This is a genomic window from Gemmatimonadales bacterium, from assembly GCA_036500345.1.
Classification (GTDB): Bacteria; Gemmatimonadota; Gemmatimonadetes; order Gemmatimonadales; family GWC2-71-9; genus Palsa-1233.
Genome location: DASYCE010000011.1, coordinates 86,255 through 107,009, shown reverse-complemented (window position 1 = coordinate 107,009; position 20,755 = coordinate 86,255). Strand labels below are relative to the sequence as shown.

The window sequence follows — 20,755 nt, the reverse complement described above, 5'->3', positions numbered from 1 at the left end:
GCGACAGCATCGCCAAATATGCACCCTGAAGTCGCTTGCCGGGGCGGCGCGCATTGCCCCGATCGGGTGCCGATGGAGATCGCGCGGGCCCGCAGCTAGCATTCTCGCCCATGCGAATCTCCCTTCTGCCCGCCGGTGCCGTACTCCTCCTCGCGTCGGCTGCGAGCGCCCAGCACGCCGACCGATCGACATTCATCGTCGGCACCGCCCACGCTGCTCCCGGTACGACCGCGACCGGGGTCCTCGACATCCCCGCCGGTGTCGACTCTGCGCTCACGATCCAGGTTGCCGTCGTGCACGGGGCCCGGCCCGGTCCGGTTGTCGCATTGATCGCCGGGACCCACGCCACCGAGTACGCCACGTCAATCGCGATGCAACGGCTGATTCCGCGCATCGATCCGGCGAAGCTCGCCGGGACGGTGATCATCGTTCCGGTCGTGAATGTGCCGTCATTCACCTCGATGACGCCGGTGATCAATCCGGTCGACAGGAAGACGATGGTCGGCGGCTATCCCGGCGACAGCACCGGAACCCAGAGCCAACGCGCCATGTGGGCGCTGACCCAGCAGGTCGTGGCGCAGGCCAATGTGCTCGTCGATTTCCATGGCGGTGATCTTGACGAAGATGTCGGTGCGCCGTTCGTTGATGCGGTGCGAACCGGTCGCGCGACCGATTCACAAGCGGTCAAGCTCGCGCGTGCCTTCGGGGTGAATCATATCCTGATCACCGATCGCGATCCGTCATCGCCGCGTGCCGGTGGAACCCTTGCGGGGCAGGGCGTCATTCGTGATCAGACAGTCCTCCTCGTCGGCACCGGACGGAGCGGAATGGTGACGCCGGCCGACATCACCACCGACATCAACGGTTCACTCAACATGCTCGCCGCCCTTGGCATGCTGGCGCGTCCCGCCACTCGAGCCAGGGGTCGGGTGATCTACCTCGATGGCTCCGGTCCACGGATCGCGGCCAAGGGCGACGGCGTCTGGTTCGCCGTGGCGCGCCCGAATTCCGTCATCGCCAGGGGAGGAATTCTCGGCTACACGACCGACTTTCTCGGCAAGAAGACCGGCGATGTCGAGTCGCCTATCGCCGGCCTCGTGGTGTATGTGCACGGTGTGCCGTCGATGCGGCGCGGCGTCGTCCTCGCCGAAGTGCTGCCGGTTCTCCCACGAGTCGAACCATGGAAGGCGCCGGTGGCGCGAGGGGGACGGGGCGGAGGTCGCGGCGGGGACTAGCGGTCGCGTCCGGTCGGATCATTGTCGCGAATCCGCAGCGGCATCCCGGATCTGTCTGCAGAGCTACATTCTTTTCCGCCGCCTCCTGACGATCCCGCGAAGGAGTTGTCCGATGATCCCGCCCCGCTCCGTTCCGCGCTCCGCCGTGGTACTCCTCGTGGCCGCGGCGATGCCACTCGCAGGTCAGACCCAGCCGCGAACCCAGGCCCAGGCGCCGGCCCAGCTCGACGCCTGCACCCTTGTCACCGTCGCACAGGTCTCAGCCGCCGCCGGCAAGACCGTTGGCCAGGGGACGCACGTCACGCCGACCTTCGTGAAGACCTGCACCTGGACCGCCCAGGGGACCGTCGTCACCCTCAACACGCAGCCCGCCACGTTTTTCGACGGCGCCAAGGGGATGGCAACGCAGGTCGCGGCTGCGGCAAAGGGAAACTCGATGAGCTCCGCGGGAGTCGGCGACGACAGCTACTTCCTCATCCAGGGAACCCAGGTCATGCTGATGGTGAAGAAGGGGGCCAACGCCTTCAAGGCCACCGTCTACGACGCGGCCATGTCGGTCGACGCGAAGAAGGGCGTGGAACTCGCCCTCGCGAAGGCTGCGCTCGGAAAGATCTGATCCCGGGCCGGTCCGAATCGGCAGGGCGTCTGGGCCGGCAATTCGGAACGGCCCCACGTCGGCCGGATGGTGGACACCGTCGCGGCGGTTACCGAGATTCAACCGGGACACGGACCCGCACTCGGAGGATCGATGATTTCGCGTAACCAACGTGGCACGATATCGATATCGATGCTGCTGCTTGTTGCCGCATGTTCGTCAGGTGGCACTGAAGTCGTGACCGGCGGAACCGGCGGACAATTGCGGGTGGTCAACGGCTCGCAGGCAGTCGCGGCGGTGCAAGTCTTTGTCGACGGCGCGCCGGTGTCATCATCGTCGTTCGCGACGGGTGTCATCTCCTCGGTCTTCGCCGTCGACAGCGGCGAGCACCTCGTCGAGTTCCGGCCGGTTGGCGGGGGAGCCGGCAACGCCCAGATGGCGGAGTTCGCTCCGAACAAGCTCGTCCTCGCTGTCGCCGTCGATTCCGGTGGAAGGCTGACGCCCGCGATCATGGCGGATACCAATTCGATCGTCCCGGCTGGTGCAACGAAGGTCCGTGTCGCCAACCTCGCGCAGAACGCCGGCCGGATCGACATCTGGCGCACGCAGCCCGACTTCGGCACGCCGATTCGCGTCGAATTTCCCTTCCTCTACGGCACCATCTCACCCTATCTGCAGAGTACCCCCGGCAACTGGAATGTGCTGGTCTCCGACACCGTCGCGACCAACGCGGGCCCCAACCCTGGCATGCCCGATACCCTGGGCGCCAGCGACGCGTTCAGCGTTCCGGAGGGGGCGTTGCGCACCGTGCTCGTAGTCGACAAGCCGGGTGGCGGGGTGAAGTTCGTGGTCGTGAATCCGTAGCACCGACAGGAGAACTGGTTGACGCCGGGCGGCGTCGACCCGCGATCACCGGATGATTGTCGCCGCTTCGAAGTAGACCGGGTGGCCCGGGAGAATCGGGATGGTGACGGTTCCGCCCGTGGTGAGTGTTGCGGTGTAATCCGTGGGCTGGTTGCCCGTCGGAATCGCGATTGATACGCTGTCGACGTCACCACTGAGCGACGCCGTCAGCCCGTAGTACAGCACCCTGGTGGTGAGATACAATCCGGTCGTTGTCCCCTGGACCGTGACAGGGTTTACCAGGACGACACGCCAGAGCGCGGCCTGCGGAGGCCCGCGATCGGGAGACGGCGATTCCAGCTGCGGCACCGAATCGATCAGCACGCGGGTTGTCTCGCCGATCGCGATCACGGCGTCTTCGGGCGACCGAGGCACTGGACCCGCCCACGTCACCGGAATGCCGATACTGCTGAACTCATCTCCTGCGCCGTTCGCAGGAAATGTGATCGAGTCGTTGATGATGCCGACGTCGTTCGCCGCGACCGAGACCGCAACACTCAACGCCGGTTGACCATCCTGACAGAGCGACACTCCCCACCATGAGGTGAAGGCGCGACGCACAGCGGGATCGAGCGCGACTTCGTCGGGCGCGAATGGTGTTTGGGCATAGTACGTCCGCCCACAGTCCGCGACGGAGTCGAAGGCGATCACTCCCCCATGCTCGGCGTCGAGCGTCTCTGCATTGTCGGGCCCGAACTGCGCCGCCGCGATCGCCGCGAGCGAGTCGGCGTGCGTCGCGGCGATCCCGTCGGCACCATTCGGCGCGCCGATGACGAAATGCCCGGCCGCATCGAGCTGCGCTGCCACCGCCGGTGTGATGAATTGGCGGACCGACGGCGCTGCCGGTTGCTCCGACGTGCTGGCGCATGCGGCGAGGGCAACCGGCGTGAGCCTCGAAATGAAACGCTGGAGCGGTTGGGCCATTCAACCGAAACAATTGATCTCGCGATCTCTTCTGTCAATCCGCGTCCGGCATTTCTCATGGCGGATTCAGCGGTGGTTCACGCCGCTTTCGCCGCTGCCGCGCCACCCGGTGGCGCGATCCACTGCTGTACCCACTCACCGGTGATCTGCCGCGTCACCGCGTTGAGCCGGTTCCACGCATTGATCGAAGCGATTGCCAGCACGATGGCGCCGAGCTGGCGTTCGTCGAAATGTTTCGCCACTTCGTCCCAGATTGCGTCGGTGACGGCGTCGGGTCGATCGGCGATCCGCGTCGCCGCTTCGGTGAGCGCCAGGACCGCCCGCTCGGCGTCGGTGAAATACGGCGCTTCGCGCCACGCCGCGATCATGTTGAGTCGCGTCTCGTTCTCGCCCAGCTGCCTGAGCTCGCGAGTGTGCATGTCGGTGCAGACGCTGCAGCTATTGATCTGGCTCGCGCGGATCGCCACGAGCAGGAGTGTTGTTGCCGGAACGCCGGTCTGCATCGCCCCATCGTTCAGCTTTCGGAGCGCTTCGAGCGAGCCGGGGATTGTTTGCACCGGGCTCTTGATTCGTGATTGCACTGTGATGTCCTTCCTGCCATCGCGTGATGACGATGGTTGCGTTTCGAGATCGGGGGGGCAGCAATGACTGGGTGCCCGTTGCTGTGACGCGCAGGACCAATCGGGATCCACAACTGGATCTTCGCTGACCGCTTCGGATCGGGGGCGTCGCCGGCCGGCTTTGAACTCGCGAGCCTCCTGCGCCGCCGAGGCGACCGCGCGCAGGCGCGTCGGCCGGACGGCGCGGCGAGCGGTTAAGGCCGGCCCAGACGCCCCGCCGATTCGGAGCGGTCTCGGACGCAATCGGCGCCCTGCCGATTCGGCGCGGTCTCGGACGCAATCGGCGCCCTGCCGATTCGTCGCGGCGCGAACCGTGTCTTCCTGACTGCCGCTCTGGTCCGTATACTAGCGTTGGGAGGGACGATGGCCGACGCGACGGATGAACGTTTCACGACCGTGGCGACCGCCGGCGCATCGATCGCCGCGATCATCGCCGTGCTCGCCGTCGTCGATCGCATCCCGGGCATCTCGATCCTCCCGCTCTACCCGCCCAATGCGCCTCCCGCGGCCGGATGGGTCGGACTCCTCGTCCTCCTCATCGCGATCGTGCTCCTCTTCGAAGTTCGCGCACCGGAATCGCGGTTCACCCGGCGCGCGTCGCTGGTCGTCGGAATCCTTGTTGTCGTCGCGGTCGTCGCAACGCTCGGTGCGACGATGACCGGTTCGTCGTTCGACATCGAAAAACTCTGGCCGTTCGCGCTCCTTCCGCCGATGGCGGGGCGGTCCACCAATCCCCTTGGCATCCCGACGCTCGCCTTTCTCGCGGCGGCGATCATCGCGCTCGGCAGCGATCGCTGGCGCCGGTCGGCGGGGGCATTCGCCGTGGTGCCGGCGTGCATCGGCGGTGTCGTCGCGCTGAGTCAGCTGTACGAGGTGCCGCTCCTCCTTCGTGGCACCCTGCGCCCCGTCTCGCTCTGGTCGGCGCTCGCCACACTCGCGCTCGGTATTGCCGCGATCGCCGCGGCGGGACCGGCAAGCTGGCCGACTCGCATCCTTGCCGGCCCGTCGGTGCGCGCGCAACTCTCGCGCTGGTTCCTTCCGCTGACGGTGCTGATCGTGATCGGCACCGACGTGCTCACCGTTCGGCTCTTCGCCGGGATCTCGCCGGCATTCGGTTCGCTGCTCAACACCGTGCTCTCGGTCGCGGTCATGGGTGCCGCGGTGTACGCTGCGTCGCGCGTGATCGGCGGCCGCGTCGACCGCGCCGAAGAGGAGGCGACCGGACTGAACCGGTTGTACGTCGTCGTGACGCGGGTCAACGAGTTGATTCTGCGCGCACACGATGAATTCGAACTTCTCGACGGCGCCTGCCGGATCATCGTCGACGACGGCGGCTTCGCGATGGCGTGGGCCGGATCGGTCAACTGGGAGGAGCGACGGATCGACCCGATGTCGCAGCGCGCCGGATCGGGAATCGACGTGGTCCGCAGCTACCACTTCGGCATCGACGACGACCGCGACGGGCAGGGTCCCTCTGGGGATGCCGCGAGAACCGGCATCCCCTTCGTGAGCCGGAACATCGCGGCCGACTCGCGGGACGGCCCATGGCGCGACCGGGCGCTGGCACAGGGATATCGCGTCGCTGCCGGCTTCCCGATCACGACCGGCAATCGCGTGACGCATACCCTCGCCATCTACGCACGCGACCCGCAGTGGTTCAACGACGAGCATATCGACCTGCTCGTGGCGCTTGCGTCGGATCTGTCGTTCGCAATGGAGGCGCTTGCCAACGCCCGCGAGCGCGCCTCCGCCGAGGCGCGCCTGGTGGAGAGCGAAGCGCAATTTCGTTCGCTGATCGAAAGTTCGTCGGACCTGATCACCATCGTCGACGGCAGCGGCAGCATCCGCTACCAGAGTCCGTCGGCGAAGGCACTCCTCGGCTTTGCCCCGGACGACTGGAGGGGAGGGAACGTCCGCGACCTGATCCACCCCGAGGATCTTGATTCGATGGAGCAGGCGCTCGGGCGCGCGGTGGAGCCCGGAGCCGCGCACGCCCCGCTGCGATGCCGAATGCGGCACAAGAACGGTACGTGGCGCGTCGTCGAAGTGGCCACGTGGAACATGGTCAACGTCCCGGGCGTGAGCGGATTGGTGATCCACGCGCGCGACGTGACCGATCGCCAGGTGCTCGAGGAACAGCTGCGCCAGGCGCAGAAGATGGAAGCAGTGGGGATGCTCGCCAGCGGCATCGCGCACGACTTCAACAACATCCTCTCCGTGATCATGGCCAACGCCGGGCTGCTCGATGCCATGGCGGCGGAGGCGCACCGCGATGAGCTGCGAGACCTGCAGAGCGCCGCCGAGCGCGGCAAGGCGATGATCCAGCAGCTGATGGGGATCTCGCGGGTGGCGCAACTCGCGGTGCGTCCCGCCGATCTCGGCCAGATCGCCGAGCGGGTCGCCGGCGTGCTGCGGCGGATTCTGCCGGTCAGCATCACCGTTGACGTGGTCTTCGAGGGCGGCGATCGGATGGCGCTCGTCGATCCCAGCGCCGTGGAGCAGATCCTCCTCAATCTCGCGACCAACGCCCGCGATGCGATGCCCGGTGGCGGCGACCTCCGGTTCATCGTGGCGAGATCGGACGGGCGGCGGCGCGCCGGAGGAAGGGCATCCGATCTCGGTCGCTTCGTCAGCGTTTCCGCACAGGACACCGGCACCGGCATGACGCCGGAAACGCGCCTGCACGTCTTCGATCCATTCTTTACGACCAAGCCCCCCGGTGTCGGGACCGGGCTTGGCATGGCGATGGTGCAGGACCTGATGACGCAGCACGGCGGCTTTGTCGATGTCGAAAGCGAACTGGGCCACGGAACCACGGTGCGTCTCGTCTTTCCCGGCGCCGCCGGTGCCGCGAACGTAGCGTCCGTTGCTGCCACGGACAGCAAGCCGGACTACCGCGGCCACGAGACGGTACTCATCGTCGATGACGAGGAGATGCTGCGGCGGGTGGCGAAACGGATCCTGGAATCGCGGGGGTATACCGTCATTGTTGCCGAGGACGGAGAAGCTGCCCTGCGACTGCTGCACGAACGATCGTCGGCGATCGATCTCGTCTTCACCGACCTGGTGATGCCGCGGATGGGCGGCGGTGAATTGTATCGCCGGGCGTCCAGCGAGATCGGTGCGATCCGATTCCTGGTGGCGAGCGGCTACGCTCGCTCGGAGGCTGGATCCAGTGCCGGAATGCCTTCGGGGATCCCGTTCATCTCCAAGCCGTGGACGATGGACGAACTGCTGGAGGGTATCCGATCGGCGCTCGACGGGCCGATCAGCTCGTCGGGCTGATCTTCACACGTCACTGCGTTTCGCTGTCGCGCTCCAGCGGCTCGAGTTCTTTCATCGATCATCCTTGGAATAGTCATGAGGCGGACGATCGAGCAGTGCGCTTCTTCACAGAGATCCCACACCTCTTCGCGGAGTCGCTTCGAATCGGGGCGTCGCCGGCCGGCCTTGAACTCGCGAGCCTCTTGCGCCGCCGAGCCGACCGCGCGCAGGCGCGTCGGCCGGACGGCGCGGCGAGCGGTTAAGGCCGGCCCAGGCGCCCTGCCGATTCGGAGCGGCGCGCCATAGAGTCCGCCCAACGCGGCCTGCCGATGCCGAGCGCCCGGCGCGTTGTCAGCCACCGTCTGCGCCAGCATATTCGAACACCTACCATCCAGCCAAACCAGGGGATCCCGTGCCAACCGATCCGAATCGGATTGTCCGGTATGCATCGACCGCAGCTGCCGTGCTCGGTGCACTCATCAGCATGGCGCAGACAGCGCCGGCGCAGGACAGTTACCCGCGCCAACCGGGAATCAGGATCACCCGCTACACCTTCGATGTCACGCTGAGCGACAGCAGCGACGAAATCAGCATGAAGGAAATCGTCGATCTCGACCTGTCACGTGATGGCATCGCCGGGTTGAACCTTGATCTCTGCGGCCCGCGCCCCAAGGGTGCCCCCGCCGCGGAGCCGGGCGATCCGTGTGTCGGCCGCGCCGGGCCGGGGGGATTGTCGGGGCAGGCGAATGGTGGAGGTGGCGCTGCGACGACCGGAATGACGGTCACGGCGGTCACCGAGGGTGATCGGACATTGACGTACACGCAGCGCGGCGATCTGCTGCACATCACCTTCCCGTCGTCATCGCGCGCGGGAGAGCACCTGTCGCTCTCGCTCGCGTACCACGGCACGCCCGCCACCGGATTCCGCATCGCCAACAACAAGTACGGCGACCGGTCGTTCGTCAGCAACGACTGGCCCAACCTGGCGCACAACTGGCTCGCCACGATCGACCATATCTCGATGAAGGCGCCGAAGACGACGATCGTCACCGCGCCGGCGAAGTACCAGGTGATTTCCAACGGCCTTCTCACCCAGCAGATCGACCTGCCGAACGGCATGCGCCGCACCACCTGGGACGAGAAGGTCCCGATTCCGACCTGGGAGTTCTCGCTCGCCGCAGCACCATACGCCGTCGACTACTTCGGCGAGTATCACGGCATTGCGATGTCGTCGTGGGCCTTCCCCCAGGAGCACGACAACACCTTCAAGGGGTTCGGCGGCTACACCCAGCCGATCCTCGAGTTCTACATCGATCACATCGGCCCGTTCTCGTACGAAAAACTGGCGCAGGTCGAAGCCAACACGGTCGGCGGCGGAATGGAACTCGCCTCCGACATCTTTTACGGGTACAACGGCATCCCCGGCCGGCAACTCCTCGCCCACGAGATGGCCCATCAGTACTTCGGCAACTCCGCCAGCGAGAGCGACTGGGACGATGTCTGGTTGAGCGAGGGCTTCGCGACCTACTTCGCGCTGCTCTACCAGGAATACCAGGATGGCCACGACGCCTACCTCGATGGCGTCAAGCGGAGCGCGGCAGGTGCCATGCGCTATGCGCTGGCGAATCCGCAATCGACGATCGTTCACAAGAACCTGTCGAACATCTCGCAGGTCATCGCCAACAACGCGCAGGTCTATCAGGGCGGGGCGCAGGTGCTGCACATGCTGCGCGGCGTTCTTGGCACCGAGCCGTTCTGGGACGGCATCCGTCTCTACTACTCGCGCTTCCAGAACAGGAACGCCAGCACCGACGATTTCCGGCACGCCATGCAGGACGCCTGCGCCGCCAATCCCGCGTGCCCCGACGACGGCAAGGACCTCGGCTGGTATTTCCCCGAATGGCTCAATCGTGGCGGAATCCTGCAGATGACCGGGTCGTGGCACTATGACTCCACCGCGAAAACGCTCCGCGTCACTCTCGATCAGACCCAGACGCAGGGACTCTTCCGGATGCCGATCGAGATCGGTGTGACGATGCCGCCGGCTCCTCCGCCAGCTGCTGACGCGGCCAGTGCTGCCGGTGCGCGCGGCGCGGGGCGGGGAGCGGGTGGTGCTCGAGGCGCCGGTGGTGGCCGCGCAGCTGGCGGTGCCGCCCAGGGTGCTCCCGGCCCGCTCAAGGTCATCGTCGACAAACAGCACAACGAATTCACCTTCCCGCTTGCCGCGGCACCGGCGGAAGTCACCCTCGATCCCAACGGGTGGGTGAGCATGATGCAGGCGACGTTCGTGAAGCAGTAACCTTTCCCGGAGCGCGCCATGTCGATCCGCACCGCAGTCGCGTCCACGTTTGTCGCCGTCTCGACGCTCGCCATGAGCGCCGCAGCGCAGGGTCGCGATTTCACGCCGTACCTCATCGCCAATCGCAGCACGGAGATCGCCCTGGCGCGCACGGCGGCGCCGAAAAACATCTCCGACTCGGCGACGATCCTCGTGATGACGCGGAAGGGGCTCGAGGAGGCAGTGCGCGGCAGCAATGGCTTCACCTGCTTTGTCCTTCGCTCGTTCTCTGCGGGGCTCAACGATCCCGGCTTCTGGGATCCGCGAGGCCGCGCGCCGCACTGTCTCAACGCCGCCGCCACCCAGAGCGTCCTCCCCGGCATCCGCAAGCGCGTCGAGTGGGTCCTGGCCGGGCGCACCACCAGCGAGATCGCCACCCTCACCGATCGCGCCTACGTGACACGCGAATTCCCGGTCCCGGCGCCCGGAGCGATGGCGTACATGACCTCGCACCAGCAGATGATCGGTACGCCGGCGACGCACTGGATGCCGCACCTGATGTTCTACTTCGACGGCAATGTCCCGGCATCGATCTGGGGCGCCGGCGGATTCTCCGCGCCGGTCATCGATGGTTCCGACGATCTGCCGCATCCGCGCGTTCGCACCCTCCTCATTCCGGTGCGCCAGTGGTCCGACGGCACACCGGCGATGTCGGGCACGAACTAGACGCCCAACCGCCGGCTCGGTTCGCTATCGTCCCGTGCCGACGAGTACGAACCCGGCCCAGCTGGCGGGATCGGCGCGGCGACGGTCGTGGATCGCGGCGCGCTGTGCCAGCGCCACGGCGAGCGGCAGCGGGCGCCCCGCCACGAGTTCACGGTAGAACCCTGCCATCAGCGCCGGTGTCGCACGGTCCTGCACCGGCCACAGCGTCGCGAGGACATTGTCAGCGCCGGCGACGAGCATCGCCCGCACCATCCCCGTCCAGTCATCTCCGGCGGGCACGTTCGTCTCTGTGCCGGACGCCAGCGCCGTCTCGCAGGCGCTCAACACCACGAGGCGGGCATGTAGCGTCACGCCAACGAGATCGTGGACCGCCAGGCGTTGCGATCGGCCGCCTGCGCCGGCGAGTTCGACGTACGAATTGAGCGGGTTGCGCTGATTCAGCACGCCGAATGTCGCGAGGTGAATCACGGAGAACCGCGGCGCCTCGACCCTGAAGGCCGCGCCGGTTGCGGCGTCTCCGGTCAGCACCTTCGTTGACGCACCAACAATCGACCGGATGGCGCGGACTTCCTCGATGGAGCCTGGCAACGCCGCGGGGCGCGGTGCAAGCGCCAGGACCTTCACCCCCTTTGCATCGGGGGCGCCGCTCCGGTCGAGAACGTTGAGCCAGACCGAAGCCGACGGTAGATACGCGATGTCGTAGCGCTCGACGAGGTACCTCGCCCCGGAATCCGAGGTCACCAGCGCGGCGAACGGGAGGTAGTGCAGTTCCGCGAACGGGACGATCAGCAGATGACTCACGCCGTCGAGCGCGTGCCGCGATTCGATCGGCTCGATGAGGAGCCGGTCGAGACGCCTGAGCGGCGGAATCCACGGTCTGTTCGTGGAATGAGCCGCGGGATGATTGATCATCTCGCGCGCGAACGCGACCGCGGCGGCAACCGTGCGGCGCCCGATGCCGAGATCAATGGTCCGCATCCCGTCGCGCCGGATGACAAAGGCGAGCGTGGTCGAGTCCGACACGAGGTACTCGATCAGCGCCTGATCCGGCGCCAACCTGGCGGCGACACCACTCGCGCTCGCGATGACACGGTCGACTCCCGGCGAGTGAGCTGCGGCCAGCCCGTCGAGTCGTTCGAGCATCTCACGACCGCGCACGCGTTCGCTCACATCAAACGCGCCCACGTCATCGCCTTGCTTGTGTTCCAACAGCGCCAGGTGGAGATAGGTGTCCCACTTGTCCGCGCGAAAGCCGGTGCGCCTGTCGGCGGCGGAGAGACCTGCCGCTTCGCCTTCGATCGCGGTGATCGCCCGGCGGCTCGCCTCGGCTGCAGCGGCGAGTTTCCCCTGCGCGGCGAGCGCCTGACCCTCTCCGTCGTGGAGTGCATATGCCAGATCCGGTGCATGCTTCGCTCCCAGCGCCTTGAGGCCGCGACTGAACCATTGCTCCGCGTCGGCAAAGCGTCCGCCGGTGAGCGCGAGGTCGCCACGTGTTGACGCGACGGACGCGCTCCCGGCAACGTCGCCGAGCATGCGAAAGGTCCGGTCAGCGGCGTCGAGGTAGCGACTGGAAGCTGCCGCGTCCCCCGCGCCGGCCGCGGTGTACCCAAGAAGAAGATCGGCTGAAGCGATAGCGCGCGTGTCCCCGGTAGCGACTCGTGCCCGGCGAACTGCCAGCAATGTGTCGAATGCACGCCGGTGTTGGCCGCGGCGAAGGAGCAGCTCAGCATATCCCTCCTCGGCATCCGCGGTCGCAACGGTGTCGTGCGCCAGCTGGAATTCCCTTGCCGCGGCTTGATAGTCGCGTTCGGCCTCCGCATAGGCATTGAAGGTGACCGCGAGATCGCCCCGAGCGACGGCGACTCGTGCGACCATCGCCGGGCCCGCGGCTCGGCGCGCGATCGAGTCCGCGGCGGACAGCACCTCGACGGCTGATTGGAGCGCCCCGGCCGCGCCTGCCGCGTTGGCGAGGTTGACGCGGGCGTCCACCGCGTCGTGTACTGGCCCGGTCGAATCGAGAATCGCCACAGCCGCGATGAAGGCGGCGCGGGCCGAGTCGAAGTCACTTCGCCGCATCGCAAGGAGGCCGATGTCGACCAGGATCGATGCAGCACCAGCGCGTTCACCGAGCTGATTCCGGATCTCCAGTGCTGCCGCGTACCCCGACGCCGCTTCGGCGTCGTTGCTCGAGGCAAGCGCAAGATTCGCGAGATTCACCAGGTTGTCGGCCGCCTTCGAGCGGCGTCCCGCAGCCTGATTCCGCCGCAGCGCCGCCGCGAACTGCCGCCGCGCCTCCACGGTGTCGCCACCGGCGCGCGCCAGGACACCGAGGTCGTTTTCATCTGCCGCAACACCCCGATCGTCGCCGATCCGCTGATGCGCGAGGAGCGCAGACTGATAGAGCGACCGGGCCGCTGCAGCATTGCCGGAGCTTTTCTCGATGCTCGCCGCCGTGACCAGTGCATTGGCAACGGTCCGGCGGTCGCCGATCGCCGATGCCATCGCGCGGCTCTTCGCGGTATACCACGACGCGCTGTCGAGGTTGCCATTTTGCCAGAACGCGATGCCGATATTTCCGAATGCGGCCGCCTCGCCGGCGGAATCGTGAATCGACCGGGCGACGAGCAGCGAGCGTCGCCAGAGGGCAGCGGCGGCATCGGCCCCGGAGCGTGCGATGAGTGCGGCTCCAGCCAGTCGTAGCGAGTCAACGGCAACCTTGGTCCGACGCTCTGGAGGTGTCCACCGTTCGAAGTGGTTCGCCTGGCGCACGAAGAACGAATCACTCCACACGTGCGCCCAGGCCGCAGCCAATTCGTGTAGCACGCCGAGTCCGGTTGACGCGCTCGCCCCGGGATGATCGGCGATCTCGGCGTAGAGCCGCGTGACCAGTGTCCGTGCCGTGTCCGGATAGTCGCGGACCAGCGCCGCAGTGATCGAATCGTTCAGCGCCAGGTGCTGACGCAGCGCGTCGGGAGACGCCGGCGCCTGCGCTGCCGCGCCGGTGATCGCTCCGACGAACAGCGCCACGAAGCAGATCTGCGATCGCAACGACTTATCCGCCACGCGGGAGAGCGGTTGCCGTGATCGAGTGGCTCATGGCACGATGATGTCCACTGTCCCAGGTCCGGAGACACTCACGGAGCCCCACTGATCTGTTGTTTCATTGCCCGGCGCGGCTGCGGAGATCCCGGCTATCGGAACCTCCGAAGACACTGCGTTGAACTGGAGATTGCAGAAGGCGTAGTGACCGTTCGAGTCACTGTAGGTTTGGGCAGTTATCAGGTCAGGTACCCACGTGCCGAACAGAAGGAGTGCGCCGGCAACTGGCGTCTTGATTCCATTGACGAGCCGATAGACAGTGCCGGTAACTGCCGGTGCCGTCGTCATCCGCTCTGGCTTGGGGTTCGCCGCATCGACCACGGTGACGTTGATGACGGCGTCGTGACCTTCCGTACTCCCAGTCGCCATGCAGGACTGCACGAGAGCGCCCCGCTGCGCCATGACGGCCACGACGCCGTCCGGTATGCTGTCCATCCGGTAGGCGCCGGTTGCATCGGCCGATCGCGGCCCGGTGGAATACCCGTACTCATGCGGGACCTGAACCCACGCGTAGTATTGCATGTTCGGCACCCGCTGCATCGTGCCGTCGGCCATCAATTCGGTAAAGACGCCTGAGACCGTCCGCGTGCCGACGCTGGAATTCACGTTCAGGCACGTCGCGCCACAGTTCGCTTGCACGCTCGTGGTACCGGTCAATCCGCCGGCTGTCGCCGTGATCTGGACCACGCCGGCGATCAACGTCGAAGCGGTCAGGAGGCCGGTCGGGTCGACCGACGCGATGCTGGTGTCGCTGGATGTCCAGGTAAATCGCTGGCCGGCGAGCACATTTCCGGCGGCATCCCTGGCGGTCGCCGTGAGCTGGAGCTGCCCGGTGAACGATGTCAGCGGCGACGTCACCACGATCGATGCGACCGGCATCGGATCCGCGGTGACGAACGTACTCGTCACCGGTCCGTCGAGCAGGAGACCGTTCCGGTCGGCGATCGCTCCCGAGACGCTCAGTGTGTACGGCTGATCGGTCGCAAGCGGCTGACTCGGCTTGAAGGTGACCAGCCACGGCATCAACGGATTCACCTGAACATTCCCCGACACCATGGCCCCGCCGAGCCGCAACTGCACCGTCGACGTGGTGACCGTGGTGGGGTCGAGCGGCCCGCTGAACACGATGGTCAGATTCGTGTTGATCGGGACGTCGAGCTGGTCCTTGGGGGGGGTGATCCGCACCACGTGCGGCGGACGGATCGCCGCCACGACGGAGGCGACGGTGATCAAACCGGCCGAGGTCGCGACACTCACCACCAGTGTGTCGCCCACGTAGGCGCGGACGGCAACGGGATCGAACCCGCCGTCGATCAGCGGTTCCGTCTGTCCGGCGCCCGATGCCTTGTCGGTGATCGTTGCCATCGTGCCGGAGGCGACTGTCCCGGGATTGAGTGCGACATACGCATACCAGTTCCCTGACTGTTCCTGCGACGTGACGACGAGCCCGGCCGCCAACACCGGACCGAAACCTGTGGAGGGGACAGTTCCCGTCGGAGCCGCAGTCGTTGGTACGGTCGCGGTTGATGTCACGTCGTTGGAACTGCTGCACGCCCCGGCGAGAAGGAGCGAGACCGCCAATGCCGGGCTCCGCACGCGGCGAAATCGTTGATGCCGGATCATCGGGCCCTCGCAGGAGTGGGATGGCGGTTGCGTTCGTGTCACGGGACGATGATGTCCACGGCGCCGGGTCCCGTCACCTGTACCGCTGGAGTGAACGGTCCGGACGCCGACTTTGCGGTCCAGAGCTGGATCGTCGGTCCGTAGTAAGGATCCGTGAACGGCAGGCTGCACAACGCGAAGCGGCCGCTGGAATCGGAATGCGTCAGGGCGACGGTGGTGTTGTCGCCGTTGAAATCGGTGCCACTGGTGGCCATGATCGCGGCACCGATCACCGGCACGATGGTGCCGTCCACAAGCGTCCGGCTGACGGTCCCCGAGACGACGGGTTGTCCGGTGGCGAATTGTGGTAGCGGATGTGCCGGATCGACGACCGTGATGTTCATCACGGCGTTCCGCCCGATGGTGTTCGCGACGACCGCGCACGGCTGATCGAATCCCACTACACTCGTGGCGACAGCCCGGCCGTCCTGAACGCTGTCCGCGGTGAAGTGGCCATTCGCGTCCGTCTGCCGCGGTCCGCGAACGTAGGATGAAGAAGTGCCGCGCGGGATATTCCGGACAAAGAACCACAAGAAGTAGGTCGCGTTAGCCGCTGGCTGCGTCCTGCCATCCGGCATCATCTGACTGATGGTACCGCTGATCGTGCGCACGCCACTGGCAAACACACCCGTCACGCATTCGAGGGCGAGATCGGCGCAATCGATCTTCAGCGCGGCGCTGGCAGTGTGCCCACCCACCGTTGCGGTGATCGAGACACTTCCCATGACCTGCGGCACCGCGGTGACCAATCCGGTCGAGTCGACCGACGCGACGTTGGTGTCGCTCGATAACCAGGTGATCGACCGACCGGTGAGCAGATTCCCGGCGGCGTCCCTTACCGTGGCTACGAGCTGCGTCTTTCCCGTGAATTCGATCGAATCGGGAGTGACGACAATTGAGCCGACCGGAACCGCGTCGGCGATCGTGAACGAAATCGTCGTCGGCGTATCGAGCGTCAGGCCGGTGGGATCGGCGATCGCGCCGGTCACGGCGAGTGTGTACGTCGCTCCCGCGACGAGCGGCTGGTCCGGCGTGAACGTCACCAGCCATGGTGTGGCTGGATCAACCGCGATCGCTCCGGGAACCGCCGTGGCACCCTCACGCAGCTGCACCGTTGCGGATGTGAGCGTGACGGCGTTCACCGGCTTGCTGAAGACAATGGTGAGATGGGTGTTCACTGGAACGTCGACCTGATCCTTCGGTGGATCGACGCGCACCACATGCGGCGGATGCGGGCGCGCGACAACTGCAGCGACGATGGCTTCCCCCGCAGTCGTCGCCACGCGGACGACGAGCGTGTCGCCCGTGGTCGCGGGCATCGCAACCGGATCGAATCCGCCATTGACCACCGATACGCTTCGCTCGACGCCGGATGCCCGATCGGTGATCGTCGCAGTCGAGCCGGCATCGATTGTCTCGGGAGTGAGCGCCACGTAGGCGAGCTGATCGCCTGAGGCGGCGGTCATCGTGACGTTCAGCGCCGCCGCCAGGACCGGGTCGGAATGCATCGTGGGCGATTGAGTATCCACGGTATCGCTGCAGGCCATTGACACCAGCAACACCACCGCAGCGCGTGTCCACCTCGGGCAGCGCAACTGCCGGCGCATCCCCAGTCGGGAATCGCTCACCGTGCACCGCCCGGGATCAGGTGGAATTCCATCATGCGCGACGCGGTCCAGCGATCGAATTCGGTTCTGGCGTCGACCTTCCAGAAGTAGTCGACATCCCGTCGCAGCCCCGCCGTCGCCGGCGCTGCGATCGTGGTGTCACCGGTCTCCCCCTCCCAGACGATCGTTCCGTCGCTGGTGAAGATCGTGACGTGGTAGAGGTCGGCGCCCCTGACCCTCGACCAGCGGAACGCCGACGATGCCGCGACAACGCCTTCGGGCGCGACCGCAACCGGTGCGATCGCCGGCAGCGCGTCGTCGCGAAGCTGCGGGGCGATCGCCTGCTGCGGCCTGCGCACGGCGACGATGAGGATCGCGGCGGCCGCAGTCGCAAGGAGACCCAGCCCCGCGAACCGAGCACGAGTCGAAGCCGGTCTCGTGCGAATCGGGCGGATCGCGGCGTCGATCGCGGGGTCGCGCAGCGCCGATGAGATCTCGGCGAGTTCAGCCCGACACTGGGCGCAGACGGCGAGATGCGCGATAGCCGCGGTCCGTTGAGCCGAAGGCAAGGAGCCATCCGCGAGCGCGGCGACGGCAGCGACATCCAGGCAGCCAGCACTGCTTTCCAGTTCGGACCCGCGCGACACTGCGATCGATTCAACCGATCGGCGCAGTTCAAGGACGACCGCCTGGCACCTGCCGCACGCTGCGACGTGTCGCTCGACGGAGGTCAGGTCGCGACCGGGATACCTGGCGCGAAGCGCCAGTATGAGGAGGTCGGATTCGGCGGGGCATCGATCGGCGATCATCGTGGTCGGCATTCCGTAACGGGTTGACCGGATATGCTGACGTGACACGGACGGCGGGGGCGGAATTGCTCAGAGCTCCGCCGGGGAGCGGGCGATCAGTTCTTCGCGTCCTCCGCGGTGAGGCGCGCTCGAATAGCCGCAAGGGCACGATACACGCGATTGTAGACTGCCTTCGCATTGGGCCACCCGACGACCCGGGCGACGTCGCCCGCCGTCATCTCCTCCACGATCAGCAGCTGCACCGCAGCCCTGACCGCCGGATCGAGCGTCGCCATGGCGTCGCCGAGCGCTTCCGCCGCTTCATCCGCGAGGACGAGCTCCTCGGCATTTGGCGTCGGATCGATTTCGGCGGAGTCGAGCACCGCGCGAGTTACGCTCCCCGCCGGTTCCCGGAAGGCCGCCTGGTGAACCACCCGCAACTCGCGGAGGAACGTGGAGTAGGTGAGCGATGGATCGAGGTGGGCGCGCGCCCACTCGTAGGCGTCGCGATGCGACCTCGACGCAATGAACACCTGGGTGTAGATCGCAACACCGAGTGGGGAGAGATCGCGCGGCGGCGCACGGCGAATGCGTCCGTCGCGTTTGCGATACCAGTCGATGATGAGGCGGCGGCCGACGACGACCAGCCACGTCGAGAACGATGCCGAACCGCCAGCGTCATCACGAAAGTGGCGCAGCCGCGACATCTCGTCGGCGCGAAGCTGCTCGCACAGATGGGCGAACAGGTCCATCGCCTCGTCGGGGTCACGGGCAAACCGGCGAATGACACTGAACAGCAGCCGGCGATAGTCATCGATGAAGCGACGCCACGCCCCCTCGATGTCACCCTCGCGCAGCAGATCGAGGCTCGGCTCGGCCATGGATGAGGCTACTATACAATACCCCTTGACGCCAATTCGACCTCCGCACTCCCCAGAAGGACCTCATGGCGATCCGGTCTCGCGACATTGCCGTTGCCGTACTCGCAACCCTCGTGCTGTCGGGAAGCGCCTACGCCGCGCTCAGGACGAAAGCGCCACTCCCGACGCCTCCGGTCGAACTGAGCGCCACTGCGACGCACGCGTCACTGGCGCACGACACATCGGTTGCGCTCGCGTCGATGACGGTCGACCCACGCGATCGCGTGGGGCAGGCGGCCGATCTCGATCCCGATCAGCACGCCGACGCGCTGGCGCCCCGCTCCGAAACGGAACTCGCCTTCCAGCAGCGCCAGCAGCAGCCGGTCGAGCCGATCACGATTGTCTCTCCTGCAGGGGCCGCGAAGGTCGAGCAGACCCGGGCCGGGACCAAGCCGGCGGCGCGGATGGTGGCGAACTTCGAAGGGGAAGGCTCCGGATTTGCCGGCCCGGAAGGTCCGGGTCGCGGCGGTCTCGACTACTCGCTCGCCGTCGGGCCGAACCACGTCGTCGCGATCGTCAACGGCGGCGGCATCGCCATCTGGACCAAGAAGGGGCGCCCCGATCCGAAGACCGGGAAGGCGAGGTTCGATACCACCGGCAAGGTGATCTACGGTCCGGTCAACGTCCGGCAGATCTGGAAGGGATTCGGCGGTCAGTGCGACACGCGCGGCAGCGGTGACGCCGTGGTGCGCTACGACCAGCTCGCCGATCGCTGGCTCTTCGTCGTGCCGCTCTTCTCCCGCTACGAGAAGATCGCCAATCAGGAGCCGTACCCGGAGATCGGCGTCCCGCACGAGAACTGGCCGGGACAGAAGGGCCAGCCTGGTGCAGCGGTCAAGCTCGAAGCGCCGGACTCCGCAACACTCGCGGCCGCGGCAGCCGCTGCCGCCGCGCGTGGTGGTGGTCGAGGTCGCGCCGGTGATACCACCGGGCGCGGTGGGCGTGGCAGGGGTGGCGATTCCGGTGGTCGCGCACGCGTGCCGCCTCCCCGGCCGCAGTTGCCGCCGAATGGCGCGCCGCCACCGAACGACACCACCGTCGGCACCTACGGCATGTGCTACGCCGTGAGCACGTCGTCCGATCCCCTTGGTTCGTACTACCGCTACGAGTTCATCCGCCCGTACTTCCCGGATTATCCCCGTCCGGCGATCTGGCCCGATGGCTACTACATCCCGACCAGCACCAGCGACAACTTCATCCAGAAGCACGCCTGCGTCGCCGATCGCGCCAGGATGCTCAAGGGAGAGAACGCCACCGAGCAGTGCATCATCGTCAACGGGATTCCGTTCCTCAACATGGCGGATATGGACGGCAAGACGCTGCCGCCACCGGGTGCACCGGTCCCCGTCCTTGCTGCCGGCGGGAGCCAGTTGCGCGGAGTTCTCGAGGATTCGGTGATCTACTCCTGGCAATTCCACGTCGACTGGAAGGATCCGTCGCAGACGAAGCTGATCGGCCCCGTGCTGATTCCGGTGGCACCGTACCACTTCCTCTGCGACGGCCAGCTCAAGCAGTGCGTGCCGCAGCCCGAGAACAACACCCGCCTCGATTCGCAGGGCGACAAGCTGATGGCACGCGTCACCTATCGGCGCATCGGCAATGTCGAACATGTCCTCGCGGCACATTCGGTCAACACGTCACTCAACGGTGGCGGCGTCCGCTGGTATGAGTTCCGGGTGAACAAGGACCGCTCGCTGAGTCTCTATCAGCAGGGGACGTATGCGCCAGGGACCGCAGCGGATTCGCTCTACCGCTGGCTGCCGAGTGCCGCGATGGACAGGTTCGGCAACATCGGGCTCGGCTATTCGTTCGGCGGATTGCCGCACCACGCCGCGATCCGCTTCACCGGACGGCAGCCGAACGATCCGAAGGGACAGATGACCTTCGCCGAAGCGACCGTGATCGAAGGCGCCGGATCGCAGACCGCGTCTCGGTTCGAGGACTACACCCAGACCGCCGTCGATCCCGACGACGACTGCACCATCTGGCACGTCGGCGCCTACGTGCGTGCGGGGACGACCACGCAGGCGTCGCGGATCTCGGCGTTCAGGATGCCGGGGTGCAAGTAGCGATGGAATGGCGCCTCACGCCGCCTGCCAGCGCCACCCGTCGTTCGTGGTCATTGAGCCGTAAG

Annotated in this window: 14 protein-coding genes; 7 read left to right on the top strand and 7 right to left on the bottom strand. The window is 66.5% G+C overall.

From position 1 onward, the window contains the following. Positions 1-110: 110 nt before the first annotated feature. From VGM20_05990 to VGM20_05980, 3 genes are all read left to right on the top strand, one after another. Complete coding sequence (locus VGM20_05990; GenBank protein ID HEY4100408.1) at positions 111-1,235, top strand: succinylglutamate desuccinylase/aspartoacylase family protein; 1,125 nt, start codon at positions 111-113, stop codon at positions 1,233-1,235. A gap of 112 nt (positions 1,236-1,347) precedes the next feature. Further along, positions 1,348-1,851, top strand: coding sequence for a hypothetical protein (locus VGM20_05985; protein HEY4100407.1), 504 nt, complete (start codon positions 1,348-1,350; stop codon positions 1,849-1,851). A gap of 132 nt (positions 1,852-1,983) precedes the next feature. Beyond that, positions 1,984-2,694: a DUF4397 domain-containing protein gene (locus VGM20_05980; GenBank protein HEY4100406.1), complete on the top strand. Its 711-nt coding sequence runs from the start codon at positions 1,984-1,986 to the stop codon at positions 2,692-2,694. A gap of 45 nt (positions 2,695-2,739) precedes the next feature. On the opposite strand, the gene VGM20_05975 is transcribed toward VGM20_05980, so the two are convergent. After that, a complete protein-coding gene (locus VGM20_05975; GenBank protein ID HEY4100405.1) occupies positions 2,740-3,657 on the bottom strand; it encodes a hypothetical protein in 918 nt (305 codons plus the stop codon). Positions 3,658-3,734: 77 nt separating this feature from the next. After that, the gene (locus VGM20_05970; protein HEY4100404.1) at positions 3,735-4,238 is read right to left on the bottom strand and encodes a carboxymuconolactone decarboxylase family protein; all 504 of its coding nucleotides are present in this window, start codon (positions 4,236-4,238) and stop codon (positions 3,735-3,737) included. 402 nt (positions 4,239-4,640) lie between these two features. Between VGM20_05970 and VGM20_05965 the strand changes: the two genes are divergently transcribed. The 3 genes from VGM20_05965 to VGM20_05955 all read left to right on the top strand — a co-directional run bounded on the left by VGM20_05965 (position 4,641) and on the right by VGM20_05955 (position 10,545). Further along, complete coding sequence (locus tag VGM20_05965; GenBank protein HEY4100403.1) at positions 4,641-7,562, top strand: PAS domain S-box protein; 2,922 nt, start codon at positions 4,641-4,643, stop codon at positions 7,560-7,562. A 391-nt stretch (positions 7,563-7,953) separates the two neighbouring features. Then, the gene (locus VGM20_05960; protein ID HEY4100402.1) at positions 7,954-9,840 is read left to right on the top strand and encodes a M1 family metallopeptidase; all 1,887 of its coding nucleotides are present in this window, start codon (positions 7,954-7,956) and stop codon (positions 9,838-9,840) included. Positions 9,841-9,858: 18 nt separating this feature from the next. Further along, positions 9,859-10,545, top strand: coding sequence for a hypothetical protein (locus VGM20_05955; protein HEY4100401.1), 687 nt, complete (start codon positions 9,859-9,861; stop codon positions 10,543-10,545). Positions 10,546-10,569: 24 nt separating this feature from the next. On the opposite strand, the gene VGM20_05950 is transcribed toward VGM20_05955, so the two are convergent. From VGM20_05950 to VGM20_05930, 5 genes are all read right to left on the bottom strand, one after another. Beyond that, positions 10,570-13,608 (bottom strand): CHAT domain-containing tetratricopeptide repeat protein, encoded by a 3,039-nt coding sequence (locus tag VGM20_05950; protein ID HEY4100400.1) that lies wholly within the window; start codon positions 13,606-13,608, stop codon positions 10,570-10,572. 30 nt (positions 13,609-13,638) lie between these two features. Further along, entirely contained in the window at positions 13,639-15,267 is a 1,629-nt protein-coding gene (locus VGM20_05945; GenBank protein ID HEY4100399.1) for an Ig-like domain-containing protein, read from the bottom strand. A gap of 38 nt (positions 15,268-15,305) precedes the next feature. Further along, a complete protein-coding gene (locus VGM20_05940) occupies positions 15,306-16,814 on the bottom strand; it encodes an Ig-like domain-containing protein (protein HEY4100398.1) in 1,509 nt (502 codons plus the stop codon). Between the two features lie 116 nt (positions 16,815-16,930). Continuing rightward, complete coding sequence (locus tag VGM20_05935; protein HEY4100397.1) at positions 16,931-17,734, bottom strand: hypothetical protein; 804 nt, start codon at positions 17,732-17,734, stop codon at positions 16,931-16,933. Positions 17,735-17,817: 83 nt separating this feature from the next. Then, on the bottom strand, positions 17,818-18,582 hold the full coding sequence (locus tag VGM20_05930) for a sigma-70 family RNA polymerase sigma factor (protein ID HEY4100396.1): 765 nt from the start codon (positions 18,580-18,582) through the stop codon (positions 17,818-17,820). Positions 18,583-18,647: 65 nt separating this feature from the next. On the opposite strand from VGM20_05930, the gene VGM20_05925 reads away from it, so the two are divergent. After that, positions 18,648-20,690, top strand: a complete 2,043-nt coding sequence (locus VGM20_05925; protein ID HEY4100395.1) for a hypothetical protein — start codon at positions 18,648-18,650, stop codon at positions 20,688-20,690. The last annotated feature ends 65 nt before the right edge of the window (positions 20,691-20,755 follow it).

Coding starts and splice junctions, on each gene's coding strand:
- VGM20_05990 (HEY4100408.1), top strand. CDS start 111: ATGCGAATCTCCCTTCTGCCCGCCGGTGCCGTACTCCTCCTCGCGTCG.
- VGM20_05985 (HEY4100407.1), top strand. CDS start 1,348: ATGATCCCGCCCCGCTCCGTTCCGCGCTCCGCCGTGGTACTCCTCGTG.
- VGM20_05980 (HEY4100406.1), top strand. CDS start 1,984: ATGATTTCGCGTAACCAACGTGGCACGATATCGATATCGATGCTGCTG.
- VGM20_05975 (HEY4100405.1), bottom strand. CDS start 3,657: ATGGCCCAACCGCTCCAGCGTTTCATTTCGAGGCTCACGCCGGTTGCC.
- VGM20_05965 (HEY4100403.1), top strand. CDS start 4,641: ATGGCCGACGCGACGGATGAACGTTTCACGACCGTGGCGACCGCCGGC.
- VGM20_05955 (HEY4100401.1), top strand. CDS start 9,859: ATGTCGATCCGCACCGCAGTCGCGTCCACGTTTGTCGCCGTCTCGACG.
- VGM20_05945 (HEY4100399.1), bottom strand. CDS start 15,267: ATGATCCGGCATCAACGATTTCGCCGCGTGCGGAGCCCGGCATTGGCG.
- VGM20_05940 (HEY4100398.1), bottom strand. CDS start 16,814: ATGCATTCCGACCCGGTCCTGGCGGCGGCGCTGAACGTCACGATGACC.
- VGM20_05935 (HEY4100397.1), bottom strand. CDS start 17,734: ATGCCGACCACGATGATCGCCGATCGATGCCCCGCCGAATCCGACCTC.
- VGM20_05930 (HEY4100396.1), bottom strand. CDS start 18,582: ATGGCCGAGCCGAGCCTCGATCTGCTGCGCGAGGGTGACATCGAGGGG.
- VGM20_05925 (HEY4100395.1), top strand. CDS start 18,648: ATGGCGATCCGGTCTCGCGACATTGCCGTTGCCGTACTCGCAACCCTC.